The sequence below is a fragment of the Streptomyces sp. NPDC007088 genome (genome assembly GCF_042869355.1).
Taxonomy (GTDB): domain Bacteria; phylum Actinomycetota; class Actinomycetes; order Streptomycetales; family Streptomycetaceae; genus Streptomyces.
In genome coordinates this window covers 36,839-56,353 of record NZ_JBIAFO010000005.1, presented here as the reverse complement: position 1 = coordinate 56,353, position 19,515 = coordinate 36,839, and the positions used below count along the sequence as shown (strand labels likewise).

19 protein-coding genes are annotated in these 19,515 nt (G+C 73.4%); 10 read left to right on the top strand and 9 right to left on the bottom strand.

Annotated elements, in window-relative coordinates; genetic code table 11:
- The first annotated feature begins 187 nt into the window (after window positions 1–187).
- The 7 genes from ACFYMP_RS09885 (at window position 188) to ACFYMP_RS09855 (ending at window position 5,712) form a co-directional block, all read left to right on the top strand.
- The gene (locus tag ACFYMP_RS09885) at window positions 188–1,081 is read left to right on the top strand and encodes a DMT family transporter (protein ID WP_388853446.1); all 894 of its coding nucleotides are present in this window, start codon (window positions 188–190) and stop codon (window positions 1,079–1,081) included.
- Window positions 1,082–1,151: 70 nt separating this feature from the next.
- Window positions 1,152–1,718, top strand: coding sequence for an NUDIX hydrolase (locus ACFYMP_RS09880; protein WP_388853444.1), 567 nt, complete (start codon window positions 1,152–1,154; stop codon window positions 1,716–1,718).
- Between the two features lie 94 nt (window positions 1,719–1,812).
- Window positions 1,813–2,157, top strand: a complete 345-nt coding sequence (locus tag ACFYMP_RS09875; protein WP_388854252.1) for a YidH family protein — start codon at window positions 1,813–1,815, stop codon at window positions 2,155–2,157.
- The gene (locus ACFYMP_RS09870) at window positions 2,154–2,459 is read left to right on the top strand and encodes a DUF202 domain-containing protein (RefSeq protein ID WP_388853441.1); all 306 of its coding nucleotides are present in this window, start codon (window positions 2,154–2,156) and stop codon (window positions 2,457–2,459) included. The genes ACFYMP_RS09875 and ACFYMP_RS09870 overlap by 4 nt, the downstream gene beginning before the upstream one ends.
- Window positions 2,460–2,463: 4 nt before the next feature.
- Entirely contained in the window at window positions 2,464–3,327 is an 864-nt protein-coding gene (locus ACFYMP_RS09865) for a phosphotransferase family protein (RefSeq protein WP_388853438.1), read from the top strand.
- A gap of 144 nt (window positions 3,328–3,471) precedes the next feature.
- Window positions 3,472–4,494 carry a phosphotransferase family protein gene (locus ACFYMP_RS09860; RefSeq protein ID WP_388853435.1) on the top strand — a complete coding sequence of 341 codons (1,023 nt, stop codon included), beginning with the start codon at window positions 3,472–3,474 and terminating at the stop codon, window positions 4,492–4,494.
- Window positions 4,495–4,497: 3 nt separating this feature from the next.
- Window positions 4,498–5,712: an acyl-CoA dehydrogenase family protein gene (locus ACFYMP_RS09855; protein WP_388853432.1), complete on the top strand. Its 1,215-nt coding sequence runs from the start codon at window positions 4,498–4,500 to the stop codon at window positions 5,710–5,712.
- A gap of 53 nt (window positions 5,713–5,765) precedes the next feature.
- Here the strand turns inward: ACFYMP_RS09855 and ACFYMP_RS09850 are convergent, their stop codons facing one another.
- The 3 genes from ACFYMP_RS09850 to ACFYMP_RS09840 form a co-directional block, all read right to left on the bottom strand.
- Window positions 5,766–6,359: a TetR/AcrR family transcriptional regulator gene (locus ACFYMP_RS09850; protein ID WP_388853429.1), complete on the bottom strand. Its 594-nt coding sequence runs from the start codon at window positions 6,357–6,359 to the stop codon at window positions 5,766–5,768.
- An 82-nt stretch (window positions 6,360–6,441) separates the two neighbouring features.
- Window positions 6,442–8,184 carry a class I adenylate-forming enzyme family protein gene (locus ACFYMP_RS09845; protein ID WP_388853426.1) on the bottom strand — a complete coding sequence of 581 codons (1,743 nt, stop codon included), beginning with the start codon at window positions 8,182–8,184 and terminating at the stop codon, window positions 6,442–6,444.
- Complete coding sequence (locus ACFYMP_RS09840; protein WP_388853422.1) at window positions 8,166–8,930, bottom strand: SDR family oxidoreductase; 765 nt, start codon at window positions 8,928–8,930, stop codon at window positions 8,166–8,168. The genes ACFYMP_RS09845 and ACFYMP_RS09840 overlap by 19 nt, the downstream gene beginning before the upstream one ends.
- Window positions 8,931–9,152: 222 nt before the next feature.
- Between ACFYMP_RS09840 and ACFYMP_RS09835 the strand changes: the two genes are divergently transcribed.
- Window positions 9,153–10,415 carry an exo-beta-N-acetylmuramidase NamZ domain-containing protein gene (locus ACFYMP_RS09835; protein ID WP_388853419.1) on the top strand — a complete coding sequence of 421 codons (1,263 nt, stop codon included), beginning with the start codon at window positions 9,153–9,155 and terminating at the stop codon, window positions 10,413–10,415.
- Window positions 10,416–11,162: 747 nt separating this feature from the next.
- Here the strand turns inward: ACFYMP_RS09835 and ACFYMP_RS09830 are convergent.
- The gene (locus ACFYMP_RS09830) at window positions 11,163–14,033 is read right to left on the bottom strand and encodes a penicillin acylase family protein (RefSeq protein ID WP_388853417.1); all 2,871 of its coding nucleotides are present in this window, start codon (window positions 14,031–14,033) and stop codon (window positions 11,163–11,165) included.
- A gap of 207 nt (window positions 14,034–14,240) precedes the next feature.
- Here ACFYMP_RS09830 and ACFYMP_RS09825 point away from each other — a divergent pair, with 207 nt between their 5' ends.
- Window positions 14,241–14,846: a hypothetical protein gene (locus ACFYMP_RS09825; protein WP_388853414.1), complete on the top strand. Its 606-nt coding sequence runs from the start codon at window positions 14,241–14,243 to the stop codon at window positions 14,844–14,846.
- A gap of 173 nt (window positions 14,847–15,019) precedes the next feature.
- Here ACFYMP_RS09825 and ACFYMP_RS09820 read toward each other — a convergent pair whose 3' ends face one another.
- Both ACFYMP_RS09820 and soxR read right to left on the bottom strand, forming a co-directional pair.
- Window positions 15,020–15,406, bottom strand: coding sequence for a VOC family protein (locus tag ACFYMP_RS09820; protein WP_388853411.1), 387 nt, complete (start codon window positions 15,404–15,406; stop codon window positions 15,020–15,022).
- 311 nt (window positions 15,407–15,717) lie between these two features.
- Entirely contained in the window at window positions 15,718–16,188 is a 471-nt protein-coding gene (gene soxR, locus ACFYMP_RS09815; RefSeq protein WP_388853408.1) for a redox-sensitive transcriptional activator SoxR, read from the bottom strand.
- A 128-nt stretch (window positions 16,189–16,316) separates the two neighbouring features.
- Here soxR and ACFYMP_RS09810 point away from each other — a divergent pair, with 128 nt between their 5' ends.
- Window positions 16,317–16,778 (top strand): MaoC family dehydratase, encoded by a 462-nt coding sequence (locus ACFYMP_RS09810; protein ID WP_388853405.1) that lies wholly within the window; start codon window positions 16,317–16,319, stop codon window positions 16,776–16,778.
- Window positions 16,779–16,991: 213 nt separating this feature from the next.
- On the opposite strand, the gene ACFYMP_RS09805 is transcribed toward ACFYMP_RS09810, so the two are convergent.
- From ACFYMP_RS09805 to ACFYMP_RS09795, 3 genes are all read right to left on the bottom strand, one after another.
- Window positions 16,992–17,660: a TetR/AcrR family transcriptional regulator gene (locus ACFYMP_RS09805; RefSeq protein WP_388853402.1), complete on the bottom strand. Its 669-nt coding sequence runs from the start codon at window positions 17,658–17,660 to the stop codon at window positions 16,992–16,994.
- 116 nt (window positions 17,661–17,776) lie between these two features.
- A complete protein-coding gene (locus tag ACFYMP_RS09800; protein WP_388853399.1) occupies window positions 17,777–18,076 on the bottom strand; it encodes a YiaA/YiaB family inner membrane protein in 300 nt (99 codons plus the stop codon).
- A gap of 264 nt (window positions 18,077–18,340) precedes the next feature.
- Window positions 18,341–19,492 carry an acyl-CoA dehydrogenase family protein gene (locus ACFYMP_RS09795; protein WP_388853396.1) on the bottom strand — a complete coding sequence of 384 codons (1,152 nt, stop codon included), beginning with the start codon at window positions 19,490–19,492 and terminating at the stop codon, window positions 18,341–18,343.
- Window positions 19,493–19,515: the final 23 nt, after the last annotated feature.

Below are 19,515 nucleotides of genomic sequence, written 5' to 3'. Positions count from 1 at the left end.
CGGGGACCGCGAAGAGCCCGGGAACCGGGGGCACCGGAGAATCGAACGGGTTACCGGTGAGTCAGATCTTCTGCACCCGGCGGTGCCGCGTCAACCTTCCGAAGCCGGGTAGCCGGAGGGCAGGCGGGCCGTCGGGACGATATCGTCTGCCCAGTGGCCGCCCCCGCCAGGTCTTGAGGTGCGCTCCGTGTCCGTACTGGTTGTCGTCCTGGCCGTGACCGCGGCGTTCTGCCTCGGCACGGGCTTCGTCTTCCAGCAGAACGCCGCGCGCCACGCCCCGCTCAACGACTTCCTCTCGCCGCGCATCCTGCTGGACCTGATGCGCAAACCGCGCTGGCTGGCCGGGCTCGGGCTGATGGTCGTCGGCATGGTGCTCAGCGCCCTCGCCCTGGGCGACGGCGAGATCTCCCTCGTGGAGCCGCTCCTCGCGACGAACCTGCTGTTCGCGATGGCCCTGTCGCGCTGGCAGACCGGTCAGCCGCTCGGCCGTCAGGGCTGGGGCGGTCTCGCCCTGCTGACCGGCGGGGTGACCGCGTTCATCCTCGCGGGTCAGGCGCGCGGCGGGGACGCGATCACCGATCCGCTGCGCCGCTGGCTCATCATCGGCATCATGCTGGGCCTCGCCCTGCTGCTCGCCGCCTTCGCCGGCCGCTCCCGGCTCACGGCGGCGCCCGCCCTGCTGGCCACGGGCGCGGGTCTGCTCTACGGCGTCCAGGACGCGCTGACCCGGGTCAGCGGCGAGTACTTCGGCTCGGGCGGCTGGGCGGCGCTGCTGACCACCTGGGAGCCGTACGTCGTGCTGGCGCTGGGGATCTGCGGGCTCATCCTCGTGCAGAGCGCCTTCGAGGCGGGGCCGCTGCGCAACTCCCTGCCGGCGCTCTCGGCGACGCAGCCGCTGGCCGGGATCGTGTGCGGGGTCGGTTTCCTCGGCGACCGGCTGCGCATGGACACCGGCGCCCTGGCCTGGCAGGCGGTCGGACTGGCCGCGATCGTCCTGGGCATCGTGCTGCTGGGCCGCCACCCCGCGATGCCCTCGGGCTCCTCCCCGCCGCACGCCGCCGAGGACCTGCGGGCGGGCTGAGGGCCGGCACCGCTCCGCCCGGCCCACCGCCCCGCCGGGCGGCCCGGAGCGTCGGTGATTGGATGACGGTATGACTGCGAACCCCGCTGAGGAACTGCTCGACATCGTCGACGAACAGGACCGGGTGGTGACACAGGCCCGCCGGGGCGAGGCGTACGCGCGCGGACTGCGGCACCGGTGCGCCTTCGTCCAGGTCCGGGACGGGCAGGGCCGGCTGTTCGTGCACCGCCGCACCCCGGTCAAGCTCGCGTACCCCTCGATGTACGACATGTTCGTCGGCGGCGTGGTCGGTGCCGGGGAGAGCTACGACGACGCGGCGCTGCGCGAGGCCGAGGAGGAACTGGGCGTGTCCGGTCTCGACCGGCCCGTGCCCCTGTTCCGCTTCCTGTACGAGGAGCCGGCCGCTCCCGGCGAGGGGCCCGCGCGGTCCTGGTGGTCGGCGGTGTACGAGGTGCGCTGCACCCGGCCCGTGCGCCCGCAGCCGGAGGAGATCGACTGGTACGACTTCCTGCCCGAGGCCGAGGTAGACCGCCTGCTCGGTTCCTGGGACTGGGTGCCGGACGGCCTCGCCGCCTACCACCGGCTGCGCGCCCACCGGGAGTCGGCGGCCGGGGACGGCGGACACGGTGCCGTCTGAGCCCGGGGGCAAGGCGGAGCCGCCGGCCGAGACCGCCTGTGCCGCGCGCGCCGGGTCGGCCCGGCCGGTCGCCGGCTGGCTCGCCCCGGCACGGATCGCCGAGGAGGGCGAGACCCCGGACTACCGCTTCTCCCTGGCCAACGAGCGCACCTTCCTGGCCTGGGTGCGCACGGCGCTCGCGCTGATCGGCGGGGGCTTCGCCGTCGACCAGTTCCTGCCGGGCCTGCGGTGGGCCTGGCGGGCCGGGCTCGCGCTGGCGCTCCTCGCGTGCGGGGTGCTGTGCGCGCTGCGCGCCGTCCACCACTGGGTGCGCTGCGAGCGGGCGATGCGGCGCGGCGAGGACCTTCCGATGACCCGTTTCCCGGTGCTGCTGAGTCTCGTGGTGGCCGCCGTCGCGGTCGCCATGGTGGTGATCGTGCTGTTCGGCTGGGCGGGATGAGCGGCCCGGCCGGGGCCCGCGATCCCGGGCTCCAGCCCGAACGCACCCGGCTGGCCTGGCGCCGCACGAGCCTGTCCTGTGCGGTCGCCGCCGTGCTCGCGCTCAAGTCGGCGCTCGCCGGGGGCGGGGCATACGCGGCGGGGGGCTGCGCGCTGGCCTGGCTGGGTTTCCTCGCGCTCGCCCGGTACCGGTCGCGGGTCCTCGCGGCGCGCCGGCCACCGGCCCTGACCGTGTGGAGCGCGGCGGTGTGCGTGGGGTGCGTCCTCGCTATGGCGCTGTGTGCCGCCGCCGTGATCCTCTGATCCCGTGACGGTACTGACCCGGAAATCCGCGCCGCGCTGGCACACGCACGAGCTGAGACTCGGACCGCGGGAGGTCGGCAAGCGCTACCGGCACCCGCACCCGGGCGGGCCGGAGCGGGAGTGGCGGGCGCTGCGGCTGCTGGAGCGGCACGCCCCCGGGCTCGCGCCCCGCCCGCTGCGTTTCGATCCGGACGATCCCGACCCGTTCCTCGTGATGAGCCGGGTCCCCGGGTCCCCGCTGCGCGGTACGGAGGTGGGGCCGCGCCGGACGGCGGCGCTCGCCGAGGCGGTGACCCTGCTCCTGGGCTGCGTACCCGAACGGGCCGTCATCGCGCTTCCCGAGCGGCGTTCGGCGCGGACCGAGGTCACCGCGCGGATTCACCAGTGGTACGCCCGGCGCCCGGCCGCCCTGCGCGAGCCCGAAATCGCCCGGGTACTCGCGGAGGGCATGCGCTGGCTGGAGCGGCCCTGGCCGGACCTCGCGGAACAGGCGGGGCTGCGGCCGGTCCTCGGGCAGGGCGACGGGAACCTCGCGAACTTCCTGTGGGACGGCGAGCGGGTGCGGATCGTCGACTTCGAGGAGTCGGGGCGCAGCGACCTGGCGTACGAACTCGCCGAAATCACCGAGCACGTGGGCTCCTGGGTGGAGCGGGAGACGGTCTTCGACGCGGAGGCGTTCCTCTCGCTGTTCGCGCTGGACCGGGGGGAGCGGCTGCGGCTGCTGGAGTGCCGCAGACTCCTCGCGCTGCTGTGGCTGCTGCTGCTCGCGCGGGACGACGCGGGACGGCTGCGGAACCCGCGTGGCGCGGTGCGCGCGCAGGCCGGCCGGCTCGCCGCGCTGCTGGACCACCCGGCCGCGGAGGGCTGAACGGGGGGTGCGTACGGCCGCCGGACGTGGGAGGTTTCACGGCCCGGTCCGGTGCCACCCCCTGGACGACATACCGACTGGTCGGCATGATGCTCTTGCGGGTCCGTACGAGCACGGGCGCCGCGCCGATCGAGGGAGTCGCGCATGAGTGGGGAGCATCCGCCGGGACTGGACCCGGTGCGTCTGCGGGAGCATCTGGACCGGGAGCGCCCCGGTCTCGTGTCGGGGCCCTTGTCCGCCCGGCTCATCGAGGGCGGCCGGTCCAACCTGACGTACGCGGTGACGGACGGGACCGGCCGCTGGGTGGTGCGCAGACCGCCGCTGGGCCACGTCCTGGCGACCGCCCACGACATGCACCGCGAGCACCGGGTGATGACGGCGCTCGCGGACACGGCCGTACCGGTGCCGCGCACGCTCCTGCTGTGCGAGGACACCGAGGTGCTGGGTGCCCCCTTCTACGTCATGGACTTCGTGGACGGGACGCCGTACCGCACCGCCGGACAGCTCGGCGCGCTGGGCCCCGAGCGCACCCGCGCCACCGTCCTGTCCCTCGTCGACACGCTCGTGGACCTGCACGCGGTGGACCCCCGCGCGGCGGGTCTCGGGGACTTCGGGCGGCCGGAGGGCTTCCTCGACCGGCAGGTGCGCCGCTGGGGGAAGCAGCTCGCCGCCTCCCGCAGCCGGGAACTGGCCGGCGTCGACGCGCTTCAGGAGGGGCTGTCCGCCCGGCTGCCCGCCTCCCCCGCGCCCACCGTCGTGCACGGCGACTTCCGCCTCGACAACGTGCTGGTCGGCGGGGACGGCGCGATCACGGCCGTACTGGACTGGGAGATGTCCACGCTCGGCGACCCGCTGACCGACCTCGGGCTGCTGTCGATGTACAGCGTGCCGCTGGAGCTGCCCGGTTCGCCGATCAGCACGAGCGCGGCGGCGCCGGGGCATCCTTCGCCCGCCGAGCTGATCGAGCGGTACGCGGCACGCTCGGGCCGGGACGTGTCGGCGGTGTCCTGGTACACGGCCTTCGCGTGGTTCAAGCTCGCGGTGATCCTGGAGGGCATCCACTACCGGTACACCCTCGGGCAGACCGTCGGCGCGGGTTTCGACCGCATGGGGGACCTCGTCCCCGTCTTCGTCGAGCACGGACTCACCACCCTGAAGGAGGGCTGACCCATGGATTTCGCCTTCGACGCGCGCACCGAGGAGCTGCGCGCGAGGCTGCTCGCCTTCATGGACGAGCACGTCTACCCGGCCGAGCGGGTCGAACCGGGCCAGCGCGCGGCCCTCGACTCGCCGTGGCAGACGCCCGCGATCGTCCACGAGCTGAAGGACCAGGCGCGCCGGCGCGGGCTGTGGAACCTGTTCCTGCCGGACCCCCGGTACGGGGCGGGGCTGAGCAACCTCCAGTACGCGCCGCTCGCCGAGATCACCGGCCGCAGCCCGCATCTCGCGCCGATCGCGACGAACTGCGCGGCCCCGGACACCGGGAACATGGAGCTGCTCGCGCAGTTCGGTGACGAGCGGCAGCGCGAGCGGTGGCTGGAGCCGCTGCTCGCGGGTGAGATCCGCTCGGCCTTCGCGATGACGGAGCCCGAGGTCGCCTCCTCGGACGCCACGAACATCGAGACGCGCATCGAGCGGGACGGCGACGACTACGTCGTGACGGGCCGCAAGTGGTACATCTCCGGGGCGATGAACCCGGACTGCGCGATCTTCATCGTGATGGGCAAGACCGATCCCGGGGGCGCCGACCCGCGCCGCCAGCAGTCGATGGTGCTCGTGCCGCGCGACACCCCGGGCGTCGAGGTGCGGCGGGCGATGCGGGTGTACGGCTTCGAGGACCACACCCACGGCGGGCACGCCGAGGTCGTCTTCGACCACGTGCGCGTCCCGGTCTCGCACCTCGTCGGCGAGGAGGGCGGCGGTTTCGCCATCGCGCAGGCCCGGCTGGGTCCCGGCCGCATCCACCACTGCATGCGGCTGATCGGCATGGCGGAGCGGGCGATCGAGCTGATGGCGCGCCGCGCCGTCTCGCGTACGGCCTTCGGCAAACCGCTCGGTCAGCAGGGCGTCGTCCAGGAGTGGATCGCGGACTCCCGGGTGGCGGTGGAGCAGTTGCGGCTGCTCGTGCTGAAGACCGCGTGGCTCATGGACACGGTCGGCAACCGGGGCGCGCACACCGAGATCCAGGCCATCAAGATCGCCACGCCGCGCACGGTCGTGGACATCCTCGACAAGGCAGTGCAGCTGCACGGCGCGGGCGGGGTGAGCCAGGACTTCCCGCTCGCCGAACTGTGGGCGGCGGCGCGCACGCTGCGGCTCGCGGACGGCCCCGACGAGGTGCACCAGCGCTCGCTGGCCCGGCGGGAGCTGAAGAAGTACCGGTAGGCCCGCCGACGGTGGAGGCGACCCGCGGGGCCGGGTCCCGCGGGTCGCCTCCGTCAGGGCCGCAGCGCTCTGAGCAGCAGGTCGGCGAGGTGGTCGGCGACCTCCTGCGGGGCCAGCGGACCGCCGGGGCGGTACCACGTGGAGAGGTGATGGACCGAGCCGAAGTGGTAGTCGACCACGAGGTCGGCGGGTGTCGCGGCCGAGAAGACACCCTGGCGCTGCCCCTCCTCGATCAGCGCGCGGAACCGCTCGTGGTAGCGGCGGCGCTCGGCGCGCACCTCCTTGTTCTTCTCCGGGCTCAGGTGGTGCATCGAGCGGAAGAAGATCGCCGCGTCGTCGAGGTTGTCGATCGTGGTGACGACGACGTCGGCGGCGGCGGCGCGCAGCCGTTCCCCGACCGGTTCGGCGGAGCCGGCGAAGGCGTCGAGGCGTTCCTGCTGGAGGCGCAGCACCCGGGCGTACACCTCCTGGAGCAGGTCCTCCTTGGAGCCGAAGTAGTGGTACAGGGCCCCCTTGGTGACCCCCGCGGCCTCGACGATCTCCTGCACGGAGGTGCGGTCGTAGCCCTGCTCCGCGAAGAGGTGGGTGGCGGCGGCCAGCAGCCGCTGGGGCACGGGGGTGCCGTCCCCGTCCGTCGTCCTGGGCACTGCCGCCACCTGCCTTTCCGGTCGTTCGGGTCAGCGTCCGCGAGCCGGCGCGCCGGCCCGTCCACCGGACGCCGGACGTACGTCAGCTGGTACGGGAACGCAGTTCCCGTCGCAGGATCTTCCCACTCGTCGTCTTGGGCAGCTCGGGCAGGATCTCGATGTGCCGCGGGTACTTGTAGGCGGCGAGCCGTTCCCGGCAGTGCGCGACGAGGTCCTCGGCGCTCGCGGCGCCCGCCTCGCGCAGGCTCACGTACGCCTTGACCGACTCGCCCCGGTAGGAGTCGGGGACGCCGACCACGGCCGCCTCGCGGACGGCGGGGTGGCCGTAGAGCACGTCCTCGACCTCGCGCGGCCACACCTTGAAGCCGGAGGCGTTGATCATGTCCTTCTTGCGGTCCACGACGTAGAGCCAGCCCTCGGCGTCCATGATCCCGATGTCCCCGGTGCGCAGTTCGCCGTCCGGGAAGGACTCGGCGGTGGCCTCGGGGCGGCGCCAGTAGCCGGGCACGACCTGGGGGCCGCTGACGACGATCTCGCCCTGCTCGCCGAAGGGCTTGTCCCGGCCCTCTTCGTCCACGATCCGTACGACGGTCTCGGGTCCGGGCACGCCGACGGCGAGGGTGCCCGAGGTCTCGTCGACGGGGGCGCGCAGTCCCGGCGGGACGGAGGCGCAGGGGGCGGTGCACTCGGTGAGCCCGTACCCGTTGTGCAGGTAGGGGCCGAATCGGTCCTGGAACGTGTCGACCAGGGCCGGTGGCAGCGGGGCGCCGCCGGAGGAGATGAGGCGGAAGGACGCGAAGTGCTCGCGCGTGGCCTCGGGGCGGGCGGCGAGCGCCATGAACGCGGTGGCGGGGCCGACGGTGTAGGCGGGGCGGTGCTCGGCGAAGGCGTCGAGCACGGCGCCCGCCTCGAAGCGGTACGTGAGGGCCAGGGTGCCGCCGTTGAGGAGGCAGGCGCCGAGTTCGCACACCATGCCGGTGATGTGGAACAGCGGGGCGAGCGCGAAGTAGCAGGCCCCCTCGCCGATCCCCGAGCCGGTGCGCTGGCGTTCCGCGTTGTAGGTGATGTTCCCGTGGGTGTTGGTCGCGCCCTTGGGGGTGCCGCTGGTCCCCGAGGTGTAGCTGATGAGGGCGGTGTCGGCCGCCGCGGGCAGCGGTACGGCGGGGGCGGGGTGCCCGGTCCGGGCGATCTCCTCCAGGTCCTCCGTGTCCGCGGGCCGCCGCCCGCGCGGGAAGCCGAGGACGCGCGGGTCGTCCCGGGTCTGGAAGCCGTGTTCGTCGGCCGTGAACACCGTGTGGACGGTGGTGCCCGCCACGGCCTCGCGCAGGTACTTCTCCCAGGCCCGGTCGGAGCAGATGAGGGCGCCGGCCCCGGCGTCGGCCAGGACGTGCCGCACCTCGCCGGTCGTGTACATGGGGTTGACGGGGACGACGACGGCCCCCGCCTTCCAGGCGCCGAGCAGGGCCAGGACGAAGTGCGGGGTGTTCTGGAGCATGAGGGCGACCCGATCGCCGGGGGCGGTCCCGCGGGCGGCGAGCCGTGCGGCGACCGCGTCGGAGAGCGCGTCCGTGGTGGCGTAGTCGAGGCGGCCGTCGAAGTAGGCGAGGGCGGTGCGCCCGGGGTGGGCTTCGGCGTGGGCGCGGAATCCGTGCACGAGGGTGGCGGGCGGTTCGACGGGGGCCTTCTGGGCCTCGTTGAGCAGGGCCGTCCAGGGCCTGGCCGCGTAGATCGAGGAGGCGGCGGCGGAAGAGGAGGCGGAGGCGTCCGTCGCGGGCCGGCCGGGGGTCTGTGCGGGGTGCGGGGCGTTCACCGCATACCCTCCCATTTCTGCTGGAGGTGGTTCATTCCGGTCAGCCACCGGTCGGGGTCCTCGGCGCGGGCCCGGTAGTACGCGGCGGCCTCGGGGTGCGGGAGGATCAGGAAGCGGTCCTCGGCCATCCCGGCGAACAAGGCCTCGGCGACGTCCTCGGGTTCGACGGCGGTGGGCGCGAGCACGAGTTCCCCCGCGCTGCCGGCCGCGTCGAGCATCGCGGTGCGTACGCCCTGCGGGCAGATCGCGTGGACCCTCAGCCCCCGGTGCCGGTAGGTGAGCGACAGCCATTCGGCGAAGGCGTAGGCGCCGTGCTTGGTCACGGTGTAAGGGGCGGCGCCGATCATGGTGAGCAGTCCGGCGGCCGACACGGTCGACACGAAACGCCCGGTGCCGCGCTCCAGCCAGTCCGGGAGCAGGAGGTGGGCGGCGCGGACGTGGGCCATGACGTTGACGTCCCAGGCGTCGGCCCACACCTGTTCCGGTGCGGCCTCACTGCCCTCGGAGCCGAGTCCGGCGTTGGCGCAGTAGATGTCGACACTCCCGCCGAGCGCGGCGCGGGCCTCCTCCACGATCCGCGAGGCGTCACCGGGGACGGCTCGCGCGCCGATCTCCCGGGCGACCTCGTGGGCTCTGGCGGCGTCCCGGTCGTTGACCACGACCCGGGCCCCCTCGGCGGCGAACCGGCGGGCGAGCGCCGCCCCGATCCCGCCGCCGGCCCCGGTGACGACCACACCCGCACCCTGCACGGATTCCACCATCGGACTCCTTCGGCTCGACGACTGCCCTGGCAGACTAACCAGTCGGTATGTCGTCGGGAAAGGGGTCGGACGTGGCTCTTTCCCGACCCGCCGTCCCGCCGCGGTCGCCCCGTGCGGCCCCTCCCTCGCGGCACACGCGTCCCGTACGCCTCGTTCCCCTCGCGGGATGCGGGCGCTAGCGTGCGTGGCCATGACAGCGTCCGCGATCACGGAGGGCACCACATGAACCTGTCCAGGAGAGGGCTGCTCGCGGCGACGGGGGCGGCGGGCGCGCTCGCCGCCGGGTCCCTCGCCCCGGCCTCGGCGAGCGGCCACGGCGGCGGGGGCCCCGGCCGTGGTGGGCTGCGCACCGGTTTCGAGCGGCTGGCCGCCGAGGGCTACCGCCGGCTCGCGGGGCGCACGGTCGGGATCGTGACCAACCCGACCGGGGTGACCAGGGAGTTGCGGCACATCGTCGACGTCCTGCACGCCGAGGGCCGGGTGGACCTCAAGGCCGTGTTCGGCCCCGAGCACGGGTTCCGCGGCACGGCGCAGGCGGGCGGTTCCGAGGGCAGGAGCGAGGACCCGGCGACCGGGCTCCCGGTCTACGACACGTACCTGAAGTCGGGTCAGGACCTGGCGGACGTCTTCACCGCCTCCGGCGTGGACACGGTCGTCTTCGACATCCAGGACGCGGGCGCCCGCTTCTACACGTACATCTGGACGCTGTACGACTGCATGGAGGCGGCGGCGCTGGCGGGGAAGCGGTTCGTGGTGCTGGACCGGCCGAACCCGGTGACCGGGCGCGCGGCCCTGGGACCCGTGCTGCACGAGGAGTTCGCGACCTTCGTGGGGCGCAAGCCGATCGCCCAGCAGCACGGCATGACGGTCGCGGAACTGGCGCGGCTGTTCAACGGCGAGTTCCTGGCGAAGCCGGTGGAGCTGGAGACGGTGCTCATGTCGGGCTGGCGGCGCGCGGACTTCTTCGACGCCTCGGGCCTGCCGTGGGTGCCGCCGAGCCCGAACATGCCGACGCCGGACACCGCGCTCGTCTACCCGGGCACCTGCCTGTTCGAGGGCACCAACCTCTCGGAGGGGCGCGGCACCACGCGCCCCTTCGAACTCCTCGGTGCCGAGGGGATCGACGGCCGGTGGGCGGCGGCGGCCGAGGCGCTGAAGCTGCCGGGCGTGCGCTTCCGGGAGGCGTACTTCGCGCCGACCTTCTCGAAGTTCGCGAACAAGACCGTGGGCGGTGTGCAGATTTACGTGCACGACCGGGCCGCCTTCGACCCGGTGCGCACCGGGATCGGGCTGCTGGTGACGGCGCGGAAGGTGTGGAGCGGCTTCGCCTGGCGCGAGGACGACTGGATCGACAAACTGACCGGATCCACCTCGGTGCGCACGCTGATCGACGCGGGCGCGGACCTGGACCGGGTGACGGGCGCCTGGCGCGCCGAGCTGTCCGCCTTCCGCCGTACACGGGAGAAGTACCTGCTGTACCGGTGAGCCGTGTCTCCCGCGCGGCTTCCGTCCGGACGGCTCACGACGGGGATCTCTCGTCCCGGTGATTGGGTGCCCTGCGCACGCACCGGGACAGTGCGGGCGTGTTCAAGGACGATCACCTCCGCGTCCCCTGCCGTCGAGGCCCCCGCCGCCTTCGTGGCCCGGCCGCTGGGCTCCCTGGTCCTCGGGCACTTCGGGGACCGGGTGGGCCGCGCGTCGGTACTCGTGGCCTCGCTGTCGCCGACGGGCCTGTGCACGGCCCGCGTGGGACTGCTGCCGGGCTACGGCACGCTCGGCGTGTGGGCACCGGTGCCGCTTGGTCCTGCCGCGTTTCCCGCGGGGCGTGGGCCTGGGGGGGAGTGGGGCGGGCGGCGCTGCTCGCGGTGGAGCACGCCCCGCGCGGCCGGCGCGGGCTGTTCGCCGCCTTCCCCCAACTCGGCCTTCCGGTGGGCTTCTTCGCGGCGACCGGGATCTTCTGGGCACTGTCGGAGACGCTGGACGAAGCGGCGTTCGGGGCTGGGGCGGGTGCGTGCCCTTCCTGCTGCCCTTCCTCTGCGGTGCGGTGGCCCCGCTCGTCGCCACCCGCCCGCGGAGCGCCTTCGGCTCCGCCCCGGCGGGCTGGTACGTGCCGGCGATGGCGGTCGTCTCGCCGAGTCGCGTCCCGGCGCTGCCGGAGCCCCGGGGACGCGAGCCGGGGCGAGGAGGGCGGGGGCGCGCCCGAGGGACGCGCCCCCCTGTCGTCTTCCTCCTCTACCGGTGCTGCGGGAACTCCACGACCTGCTGGTACGTGGGGCGGTTCTGCCACTGGAAGGGCTTGTGCGTGATGCCGCCGAGGGCCCGGTGCACGATCGCGTCGGAGCACCACTGGTCGCCGGCCTGGCAGGTGTCGTCGCCGGGGTAGACCTGGCCGGCCGGGACGGCGGCGGCCTCGCCGAGGGTCTTCAGGAGGGTGGCGCGGCAGGCGGACAGGTCCCCGCCGCCGCAGTACTCCGCGCCGAGGGCGCCCTTGACGGGCTGTCCGAGCACCTTGCGCAGATCCTTGTCGACATATCCCCACCAGCCGTACTGGAAGGCGGAACCGGCGTGCGCCCCGGTCGGCCCGTGACCGGCGGAAGGCGATTCGTCGACAGTGAGCTGCGCGGTCAGCGAGGAGTACAGCGCGTCGCCGAGCCCCGGCCGGAACTCGGCCTCGACCAGGCGCGGCCACCACGCGTCCATGAGGCGTACGGCCTCGGAGTGCGCGTAGGTCTTCGAGCCCTTCGAGGTCTCCTTGCGCCGGGCCCCGTCGGCCTGCCAGGACTCCAGTTCTTGCAGGGCGGCGGCCTGGGCGGGGTCGGTGACGGGCGCGCTGCGCAGGACCTGGATCAGCTCGGGCAGGACCTGTTCGCCGCGCAGGTCGGTGACGGCCGCGTCGGCCATGGCCCGGGTCAGGGCGGCGCGGGTCACTCCGCCCTGCGCGACGAGCTTCTTGACGCGGTCGTCGAGCAGGTTGGCGCGGTGCACGGCGCCGAGGCTGAAGTTGGCCGCCGTGTAGCCCTTGGCCTGCTTGTTGTTCCAGGAGACGTAGTAGTCCTGGCCGACCGACTGCGGGTGTTGTTCGGGCGGGGTCTGCGCGGAGGTGTTGTCGGTGGGGTCGAAGTCCTGCCACTCGTTGGCGGGCTCGGCCTTGAGCGGCAGCGAGGGGTCCACGTCGGCGGGGCGTCGCGGGTTGGCGCCGCTGTTGTAGTAGGCGATGTCCGCGGCGTCGGCGTAGAACCAGTTGAAGGCGTAGCTGATGTGCTGCGCGGCCTGCTGGAAGCTCTTCGCGTCCTTGACGTAGCCGGGGTCGTTGAGCATCTGGAAGCCGACGATCGAGTCGGCCTCGTGGCGGTAGGTGGAGCGCAGCGCCGTGTAGGCGACCGGCTTGCCCTCGACGGTCGCGCGGTGGGTCACGACGCCGTACTCGGTGCGGTACACCTGCATCCGGTAGGAGCCCTTGGCCGTGGAGTCGGCGAGTGTGGGCTTCCAGGAGTTGACGCGCTCCAGCTTCTCCATCGGCTCGCAGGTGCCGTGGTAGCGGTAGTACGTGGCGTCCTTGGAAGGTGCGGAGCCGTCGGGGCTGCACAGTTCGACGGCGTACGTGTCGGTGATGTCCTGTCCGGCGCTGGTCGCCGACCACGCGTAGTCCTGGCCGCGGCCGAGCTGGACGTACATCCCGACGCCGGCGAAGGACACGCCGCGCGCGCTGATGCCGGGCCCCTGGAGTTCCTGCTGCATCAGGAGCTGGGGCGCGAAGTAGCCGGTCTGCGGGCCGAACACGGCGACCGGGTGGCCGCTCGCGGTGTGCTTCCCGGAGACCACGAGGGCGTTGGACATGCCCTTCTTCGCGGCGTCACCGCTGAACAGTCCGGCGGGCAGCACTCCGTCGTCGAAGACCCCCTGGAGCGGCTTGAGCGCCTTCGGCGCCTCGACCGGGTCCTTGGCGGGGGTCTTCTGGGCGGCCGAACCGGTGCGGTCGTACACGAGTTGCTCGGCGTTCACCGATCCGGGGTCGGGCATCGCGGCGCCGCGCGCCTTCGCCGGTTTGCCGGCGTACGGGAAGGAGGTGCCGTCGTGGACGGTGAGCACCGTCTCGGGGTCGTCGCGCTGGCGGAAGGACTCCCAGACCTCGGTGCCCTTCTGGACGCCGTACTTCTGCTGCGCGTCGAGGAGCGAGAGGGCCTGCTGGACCTCTCCCCCGCCCCCGTTGCCGAACAGCCCGCCGACCACGGAGGCCAGCGCGATCATGTCGGTGATCTTGAAGGGCTGGATGTCGCCCGCGTTGGTGATCGGGTCGATCTTCCCCGTGAGGTCGTACTCCCCGGGGAAGTAGCGGCCCTTCTTCGCCTTCTCGCGGTAGGAGTTGAGGCCGTCGATGTACGCCTGGGCGTCGTCCATCGCCTGCTCGCCGCGCTCCCCGTTGTGCGAGCGGATGTACGCGACCTGCTTCTGGAGGTCGTCCTCGGTGTACGGGGCCTGCGGCCAGAACTCCTGTTCCAGGCCCTGGTTGGCGAGGGCGCCGCCCGCGAAGGAGGTCAGCTCCCCGCGTCCGATGTGCCGGAACAGGTCGATGAGCCACAGCCGGTCCTGGCCCGCCGCGTAACCGGCGCCGAACTCGGTTCCGTAGCGCGTGGTGCCCTTGATGTGCGGGATGCCGTACTGCTTGTCCCGGGTGATCGTGACGTCCTCGCGCGGCTTGGTGACGGACTCCGTCTGCGCCGCGCTCACTCCGAAGGAGGCGTCGTCGAAGAAATCTCCGAGCCGTGCATCGGTGAGGGAGGGGTAGCCGGAGGACAGGGCGTCGTAGGGACCGAGCTGGTCCTCGGCGTGTCTGGGCTGGGTGCCGAGAGCCTTGTGGGCCAGGATCTCGGCGAGTGTCGCGCTTCCGTTGGCCCCCGGGGGCAGGATGTCCGAGCACTGCCCGGCGCAGTAGTCGGTCTGGTCCGCCGCCGGGGCCGCGGCGGCGTCCGGCCCCGGGGCCATCAGGCCCGCGGTGAGCGCGAGGACGGCTGTGGCGACGAAGGCGGTGGTGCGGGCGGTGGCACGGACGGTGGTGCGCATGCGGTGGACAGGGCGGCCGGTACGGGGGTGGCGGCTCCGCATTCTTGCTCCTCCCGACGATGGTGAGCGGGACGTTACCGTCGGTAGCGCGCGGGCAGAAGAGCCCGGGAGAACTGTTTTTCGCCTCCGTCGCGGCACCGCCGGGAGCGGCGGTCGCACCGTCGATGGAGCCGAACCGGGGGCCGATACGTCTATCCGGCGACGTCCCTTGGGACGACGCCGGGTACGGGTGACGGAGGTGCAGGGCTGATGGCCGGATTCCGGAGTCTCGCGAGACAGGCGCGCGATCCGCGCAACGATCTGGCACTGCGGCGGTATTCGCTGCGCAAGTGCCTGGAGAGGTTCGCCCCGTACGGGCACCGGGCGACCTGGGACCACCTGTGCGCCCGCTGGGGTTTCGGGCCGCAGGACCGCGCCCCGCAGCCGTGGCGGCTGTTGGGCGCGCTGGAGGAGCTGGAGGAGGCCAGGGAGGTCTGGCTGCGCTACGAGCGGGAGTTCGCGCAGCGCAGGCGGCGCGAGAAGCACGACGGGCTGCGCCGGCCCGGCACCGTGGACGACTGGCACCGGATGACCTGGGGCGGGTTCGGGGTGGCCTGGTGCGAGGACCCCGGCGTCCATCCCGGTCTGCCGCTCGCGGAGGTGCTGCGCCGCATCATCCGCGCGCTGGAGCGTGCGCCGGGCAGGTGCTGTCCGGTGTGCGCGGGTGAGTCGCTGCGGTGGCACGAGGGCCTGGACCACGAACCGTCCTCGGCGGCGCTGTGCGTGCACTGCGGGATCGCCGTACCGCGCCCGGTGCTCACGGAGGAGGCGGTGCGCCGGGCCAGGCGCGGCGGCCGGGCGCTCGTCGGCGTCTGAGACCGCTCGGGGTACGGCGGTGGCGCTCCCCGGCCCGCTGACCCGGACCGTCCGGAGCGGGGCTTCGGGCCGTCCCGCGGTGAGCCGTGCGCGGTGGGCGCGGGCCGGGGAGGGTCCCGCTCGGGCTCCCGGAGGGGATCGGGCTCCCCGGCGGAATCAGGCTCCTGGGGGAGTCAGGCTCCTGGGAGGAACACGCAGAACGGGTGGCCGACCGGGTCGAGCAGCACTCGGCAGTCCTCCTCGAACTGGTGCGGGGCGAGTTGGGCGCCGCACTCCACGGCGTGCGCGACGGCGGCCGCCAGATCGGCGACCTCGAAGTCCAGGTGCGACTGCGTCTGCTGCGCGCCGGGCGTGGCGGGCCACACGGGTGCGGTGAAGTGCGGTTCCGTCTGGAAGGAGATCCCGGTGCCGCCCGAACGCGGCACGATCTTCGCCCAGTCCTCCTCGTCCTGGACCCGGGGCCAGCCGAGCAGCCGCTCGTAGAAACCGGCCAGTTCGCGTGGGTCGGGACAGTCGAGCACCACACCGGAGAGGGTGAACGTAGGCGGGTCCTTCTGCATGGGTGACTCCTGTCGTCGGTTCGCCGGTCCTTCTCACACCGGACCGGTCGTTCTTCCACGGGTCCGGTCGTTGTCACACCGGACCGGTCGTCGGGGAGCACGTGTCGGCGCCGCCCCTGTGCCGCGCGCGGTCACGGTCACGGGAACTGTGCCCGTTCCCGGGGTCCCCGTGCCCTCCTCCGGGCGATCGCGTCCGTAGGGGCCCCGACAGGCCGCGCCCCCGTGCGGACCCCGCGGTGTGGCGGTGTTTCGTCCGCGTCGTTCGTCCGCATGTCCGGGCCCCCGGGTTCCGTGGGTCCACCCGGGCGGGGTCAGCCCTCGTTCTCCCGCCGGGCGGCCATCAGCCGGGAGCCGACGAGCCGGTCCCCGAAGACGTCGTCCGGGTTGGACAGGACACAGGTCTCCAGCGACAGGCAGCCGCAGCCGATGCAGTCCGTCAGGTGGTCGCGCAGCCGGTGCAGCTGCGTGATGCGCTGGTCGAGTTCGGAGCGCCACACCTCGGAGAGGCGGGCCCAGTCCTCCCGGGTGGGTGTGCGCTCCTCGGGCAGTTCGGACAGCGCCTCGCGGATCGTGGCCAGCGGGATGCCCACGCGCTGCGCGGCCCTGATGAAGGCGACGCGGCGCAGCGCGTCCCTCCCGTAGCGGCGCTGGTTGCCGGAGGTACGGCGGCTGCTGATCAGGCCCTTGGCCTCGTAGAAGTGCAGGGCGGAGACGGCGGCCCCACTGCGGGCGGACACCTGCCCGACGGTCAGCTCCTGCACGGTGTTCGGAATCTGCGGCACGCGACCGACCCTAGCCGTTCGTCCCGGGGGCCGTCCGTTGACAGCGGAACACCACCGGGGCAATGCTGAGCAAGCGCTTAGAATGCCCGGACGAAAGACGGGGACCCGTCCCCGGAGAGGCGGTTGTCATGGCGGAGCCGAAGGTCTACTCCTCGGTGGAGGAGCTGCGCGGGGCGGTCGGGGAACAGCTCGGGTACACCGACTGGACCGAGATCGACCAGCGCCGCATCGACCTGTTCGCGGAGGCCACCGGGGACCACCAGTGGATTCACGTGGACCCGGAGAAGGCGAAGGAGGGCCCCTTCGGGACGACGATCGCGCACGGCTATCTGACGCTCTCGCTGCTCCCGCTGTTCGCCCCGCAGCTCCTGGCCGTAGAGGGCGTGCGGATGGGCGTGAACTACGGCACCAACAAGGTGCGGTTCCCGGCACCGGTCCCGGTGGGCTCGCGACTGCGGTCGACCGCCCGGATCAGCGAGGTGACGGACGTGCCGGGCGGCGTGCAGGTCGCGATGGTCTTCACGGTGGAGCGCGAGGGCGGCGAGAAGCCGGTGTGCGTCGCGGAGTCGGTGAGCCGCTTCCATCTGTGAGCGGCCGGGCCTGTGGGCGGCTCGGCTCGGGAACCGCCCTGTCGTGACGGCGGCCCGCGCTCGCGGGCGGGTCCCGTCGTTTGAGCGGGTTCCCTCGGCGAGCGGGCCCGTCGTTTGAGCGGGTTCCCTCGGCGAGCGGGCCCCGGGCGGGGCCCCCGCAGGCCACCGCCACCGCGGCCGCCCACGGGCCCCCTCCGCCGGGCCCGCCTCCTCTCAGGCGTCTTCCGCCGACGCCCCCACCATCCGCAGTACGAGCCCGGCGTACAGCTCGCCGACCTCCTCGGGGGTGCGGCGGCCCGAGGCGCTGAACCAGCGGGCCACGTCGATGCAGAGCGACAGGACGGCGAGGGTCGTGCCGGGGACGTCGGGCACGTCGAACTCGCCCGAGCGCACCCCGTCCTCGACGACGCCCCGTACGACCGCCTCGGTACGGCGGCGCAGTCCGACGATCTCCGTGCGGTGCTCCTCGCCGAGCGCGTCGAGTTCGTACTGCACGACGCGGGCCGTCGTGTGGTGCTCGGCGTGCCAGCGGACGAAGGAGCGGACCGCGTCGGACAGGCGCGCCGAGGCGCTCCCCGGGGAGCCGGCCGCCTCGCTCAGCACGGACAGGGCCTTGTCGTGGCCGACCCGGCTGATGCGGTGCAGCAGCTCCTCCTTGGTCCGGTAGTGGATGTAGAGCGCGGCCGGGCTCATCCCGGCCCGGCTCGCGATGTCCCGCGTGGTGGTCGCGTGGTAGCCGCGTTCGGCGAACGCCTCGACAGCGGCGATCAGCAGCCGCCGGGCGGCCTCGGGCGCGACCTCGCCCCAGGGCTCGTCCCCCTCGGCCCCGGCGCCCCCGCCCGGGTTCCCCGCCTCGTCCGCAGACCGCTCCACCGCGCCCATCGCTCGCCCCTTCCGCCGTCCGCGTGTCACCGGACGGACACCCTATCCCCAAAACTGAGCGGGCGCTTAGACGTGCGGCCGCGGGCAGAGGGGCGGGACGCGGGCGGGCCGCCGGATCAGGGCCGCTCGGGCGCTTGGGCGTAGGGGTCGTGGGCGGCAAGCAGCTTGTCGAGGCGTGCCTGGTCGACGCGGCTGATGATCTGCCCGGCCTCCTCGCGGTCCCTGATCACCTTGGCCAGGGTGAAGGCCGAGGTCACGAGGAACAGCACGGCGATGCCCAGGAAGCCCCGGACCCAGGCGTCCGCGTCCAGCCGGGCGATGCCGAGCGCGGTGGCGCCCAGGGCGACGGCGAAGGAGGCGACGGCCTGGCCGTAGTACGCCCCGGTGGGCAGGCTCTTGACGGGTGTCTCACTCATAGGGAGAGGATGGGCGCCGCGCCGGCCCGGCGCCCATCCGTGCGCCTACTCATGCCGTACTCAGATCGCCCCCGGCACCCCCGGGCACCGAGCGGCCCGGAAGCCGTGACCGGCCCGGCCGACGAGCCGGAGCCCCACCGCCGCGCCCCGGCCACCCGAGCCGACGACGCGGCCGGACGCCCTCTCGGCGCAGGGGGACGGGCGGGGACGGGTCACGGGGCGGCGGCGGGCGCCGGGCGGGCACCGGCCGTGCCACACGCGCTCTCAGAAGGCGGAGACCCCGGTCAGCTCGCGGCCGATGACGAGCTTCTGGATCTGGCTCGTGCCCTCGTACAGCGTCATGACACGGGCGTCCCGCAGGAGCTTGCCGACCGGGTACTCGTCGATGTACCCGTAGCCGCCGAACACCTGGAGCGCGTTGTTGGCGGCCCGGACCGCGGCCTCGGAGGCGAACAGTTTGGCCTTGGACGAGGCGACGGCGAAGGGTTCGCCCCGGTCGACGAGGTCGGCGACGCGCCAGGTCAGCAGCCGGGCGGCGTCCACGTCCACGTCGATGTCGGCGAGGAGTTCCTGGACGAGCTGGTGGCGGGCGATCGGTTTGCCGAACTGCTCGCGCTCCTTCGCGTAGCCGACGGCGGCGTCCAGGGCGGCCTGGGCGATGCCCACACAGCCGGCCGCGACCGACATGCGCCCCTTCGCGAGCGCCGACATGGCGACGGAGAAGCCCTTCCCCTCGGGACCGAGCATCGCCGAGCCGGGGACCCGGACGTCCTCCAGGACGAGTTCGGCGGTGGCCTGTCCGCGCAGGCCCAGCTTCCCGTGCAGGGTGCGGCGGCCGAAACCGGGGCTGTCGGCCGGGACGAGGAAGGCGGAGACGCCCTTGTGGCCGGGGGCACCGCCGGTGCGGGCGAACACGAGGGCGAGATCGGCCCAGGTGCCGTTGGTGATGAACATCTTGGTGCCGCTCAGCAGCCAGTCGCCGCCGTCCCGTACCGCCCGGGTGGACAGGTTGCCCGCGTCCGAGCCGGTGCCGGGTTCGGTGAGCCCGAAGCAGCCGAGCCGCGCGCCCGAGGTGAGGCCGGGCAGCCAGCGCCGCTTCTGCTCCTCGTCCCCCCAGGCGGCGATCGTCTTCGCGACCAGCCCGAGGGAGACCGAGACGATCCCGCGCACCGAGGAGTCGGCCCGCCCCAGCTCCTCCGTCACCAGGCAGTACGCGAGGTGGTCGCCGCCCGAGCCGCCGTACTCCTCGTCGATGGTCAGACCGAGGAAGCCCAGCTCGCCGAGTTTGCCGACGACCGAGCGGTCCACGCTCTCGGCGCGGTCCCAGTCGGTCGCGTGCGGGACGATCTCGCGGTCCACGAAGTCCTTCGCGAGCCGGCGCACGGCCGACTGCTCCTCGCTCAGCTCAAGGTTCATGACGGGACACTCCCCGGTCCGCG

Bases quoted from the DNA above. Each gene is read 5' to 3' on its own strand.
- ACFYMP_RS09880 (WP_388853444.1), top strand. From the start codon at position 1,152: ATGACTGCGAACCCCGCTGAGGAACTGCTCGACATCGTCGACGAACAG.
- ACFYMP_RS09870 (WP_388853441.1), top strand. From the start codon at position 2,154: ATGAGCGGCCCGGCCGGGGCCCGCGATCCCGGGCTCCAGCCCGAACGC.
- ACFYMP_RS09860 (WP_388853435.1), top strand. From the start codon at position 3,472: ATGAGTGGGGAGCATCCGCCGGGACTGGACCCGGTGCGTCTGCGGGAG.
- ACFYMP_RS09855 (WP_388853432.1), top strand. From the start codon at position 4,498: ATGGATTTCGCCTTCGACGCGCGCACCGAGGAGCTGCGCGCGAGGCTG.
- ACFYMP_RS09845 (WP_388853426.1), bottom strand. From the start codon at position 8,184: ATGGGAGGGTATGCGGTGAACGCCCCGCACCCCGCACAGACCCCCGGC.
- ACFYMP_RS09840 (WP_388853422.1), bottom strand. From the start codon at position 8,930: ATGGTGGAATCCGTGCAGGGTGCGGGTGTGGTCGTCACCGGGGCCGGC.
- ACFYMP_RS09835 (WP_388853419.1), top strand. From the start codon at position 9,153: ATGAACCTGTCCAGGAGAGGGCTGCTCGCGGCGACGGGGGCGGCGGGC.
- ACFYMP_RS09830 (WP_388853417.1), bottom strand. From the start codon at position 14,033: ATGCGGAGCCGCCACCCCCGTACCGGCCGCCCTGTCCACCGCATGCGC.
- ACFYMP_RS09825 (WP_388853414.1), top strand. From the start codon at position 14,241: ATGGCCGGATTCCGGAGTCTCGCGAGACAGGCGCGCGATCCGCGCAAC.
- ACFYMP_RS09820 (WP_388853411.1), bottom strand. From the start codon at position 15,406: ATGCAGAAGGACCCGCCTACGTTCACCCTCTCCGGTGTGGTGCTCGAC.
- ACFYMP_RS09810 (WP_388853405.1), top strand. From the start codon at position 16,317: ATGGCGGAGCCGAAGGTCTACTCCTCGGTGGAGGAGCTGCGCGGGGCG.
- ACFYMP_RS09805 (WP_388853402.1), bottom strand. From the start codon at position 17,660: ATGGGCGCGGTGGAGCGGTCTGCGGACGAGGCGGGGAACCCGGGCGGG.
- ACFYMP_RS09800 (WP_388853399.1), bottom strand. From the start codon at position 18,076: ATGAGTGAGACACCCGTCAAGAGCCTGCCCACCGGGGCGTACTACGGC.
- ACFYMP_RS09795 (WP_388853396.1), bottom strand. From the start codon at position 19,492: ATGAACCTTGAGCTGAGCGAGGAGCAGTCGGCCGTGCGCCGGCTCGCG.